At 68.9% G+C, this 2,492-nt stretch carries 1 protein-coding gene; it reads right to left on the reverse strand.

From position 1 onward, the window contains the following. Nucleotides 1-176: 176 nt before the first annotated feature. Nucleotides 177-2,393: a prolyl oligopeptidase family serine peptidase gene (locus tag RDU12_RS02890; RefSeq protein ID WP_308684067.1), complete on the reverse strand. Its 2,217-nt coding sequence runs from the start codon at nt 2,391-2,393 to the stop codon at nt 177-179. Nucleotides 2,394-2,492 lie beyond the last annotated feature (99 nt).

Consider the following 2,492-nt stretch of genomic DNA (forward strand, 5'->3'; position numbering starts at 1 on the left):
GGCCTAGTCTTCCTTCTCCCCTTGGGGGAGAAGGTGGCCCGGAGGGCCGGATGAGGGGGCTGCCTCCTCATCCGCACCGCCACGAGCAGACGCCGCCCGGTCGGAGGGGTGTCTCACCCCTCATCCGTCTCGCTCCGCGAGCCACCTTCTCCCTCAAGGGGAGAGGACGCCGGCTCTCAATCCATCAGCTGCTGCGCCAGATATACATAGTGCCGGGCCCAGCGCCGGGCGTTGGCGACCGGATCGGCGTCGTTGGAGTGACCGCCCGCCGTCTCCTCGTAATAGACGTGGTCGTGGCCCATCGCCTCCAGCCGCGCCGCGAATTTCCGCGCGTGACCCGGATGCACCCGGTCGTCACGGGTGTTCGTCGTGATGTAGACGCGCGGATAGTCCGTGTCCGGACGAAGCTGCTGATAGGCCGAATAGCGGGCGATGAAGGCCGCGTCCCCGGGGATGCGCGGGTCGCCGTATTCGCCCATCCACGAGGCCCCGGCGGGCAGCTCGTGATAGCGCAGCATGTCGATCAGCGGGCTCTCGATCACCGCGGCGTTGATCAGCTCCGGATGCTGGGTCATCGTCACCGAGGTCAGCACCCCGCCGTTCGACCGGCCATAGATGCCGGTCCGGCGCGGCGAACTGATCCCTCGACGGTGCAGGTCGGCCGCCACCGCCGCGAAATCGTCGAAGGCCAGCTGGCGGTTTTCCTTCAGCACGCTCTGGTGCCACTCCGGCCCGAACTCGCCGCCGCCGCGGATATTGGCCTGGACGAAGACGCCGCCGTTCTCGAGCCACAGCTTGCCCATCTCCGGCTTGTAGGCGGGCGGAAACGAGACCTGGAAACCGCCGTAGCCGAACAGGATGGTGGGCGCCGACCCGTCCATGGCCATGTCGCGCGGCCGGGTCACGAAATAGGGGATCTTCGTCCCGTCCGACGAGGTCGCCTCGAACTGCTCGACCACATGGGTCGAGGCGTCGAATTTGGCCGGGGCCGATCGCAGCTCCGTGGTGGTCGCGGTCGAGACATCGGCGAGGCTCAGCGTCGGTGGCGTCAGGAAGCCCTGGCTCGTGAGGAAGACCTGGCCCCGCGATTTGGAGCTGTCGCCCAGACCCACCGCGCTGTTGGCCGGAACCGCGATGTCCGTCGCCTGCCAATCGCCGTGGTGGCCGGGATCGAAACGTTTCAGCGTCCCGACGACGTTGTCAGAGACCACCGCCAGCACGCTGTCGGACATCACCCGCACGCTGTCGACCGACTGCCGCTCGCCGGGGGTGAAGACCACATGTACGCTTCCGCCCTGAGGCCGCGAAAGGTCGTCCAGATCGGCGCTGACCATCGCCCCGGCCGGCAGGGTCGCGCCCGTGACAGTCCAGTCCTCGTCCAGCGAGAACACCAGCCGGTCGCCCATGGTCCCGTTGACGCCGACCCGTTCGGGCAGGTTCAGCTTGACCGTCCGGCCGTCGACCCAGCGCCAGGTCTCGGCGCGGAAGGTGTCGAGCGGGCGGTGGAACAGCACCGCCTCGATCCGCCCGTCCTTGTCCCGGTACACGCTCGGACTGACCCCATACCCGCCGTCGCCGATATCCCCGCGATAGACCTCGGTCGCCTGCGCCAGCGTCTGGCCGCGCTTCAGCGCCTTGACGATGAAGGGGTAGCCGCTCTCGGTCAGCGTGTTCGGCCCGAAGTCCGTCGCCACCAGCAGGGTGTCGCGGTCCAGCCATTCGATGCGGTGCTTGCCCTCCGGCAGGACGAACCCTCCGTCCACGAATGATTTGGTCGTGGTGTCGAACTCGCGCACCACCACCGCGTCCTTGCCGCCGTCCGACAGATTGACCAGGCAACGCGTCTCATCCGGCGCGAGGCAGTCCGCGCCCTTCCACACCCAGTCCCGGCCCTCGGCCCTGGCCAGGGCGTCGATGTCGAGCAGCGTCTCCCACCGCGTCGCGTCCGACCGGTAGCTGTCCAGCGTCGTGCGCCGCCAGATCCCCTTCGGATTGGTCGCATCCTGCCAGAAGTTTCCGATGCCCTCGCCGAGGAAACTGGGCCCCGGAATCCGGTCTGTCGCCGACAGGATGTCGAACGCCTGCTGACGGAAGGTCTCGTAGCGCCGGTCCCCCTCCAGCGCCGCCAGCGCCTTGCGGTTGGACTCGGCCACGAAGGCCATGGCCTGCGCCCCCTCGACCTCTTCCAGCGCGAGATGGTCGTCGGCGGCGCGGACGCCGGCGGGGGTCAGGTCGGCGGGGAAGTGCGGCGGCGCGCCGACGGGCGCCATCGGCTCCAGCGGGCCCTGCACCATGTCCGGCGCGAGGCCGTAGATGGCGTCCTCGGCCGGAGCGGAGGCGCAGGCGGCCAGCAGCAGGGCCGGGATCGAGACGGACAGGATCAGTCGGTTCATCGCACTCACACTTTCAGGGTCAGGGGACCGGCGTCGGCGCCGGGACCTGCGTGTCCATCAGCCGCCGCGTCAGATAGGTGTATTCCAGCGCGATCCGCC

The organism is Brevundimonas sp. (assembly GCF_031082345.1).
In the GTDB taxonomy this organism is placed as follows: domain Bacteria; phylum Pseudomonadota; class Alphaproteobacteria; order Caulobacterales; family Caulobacteraceae; genus Brevundimonas.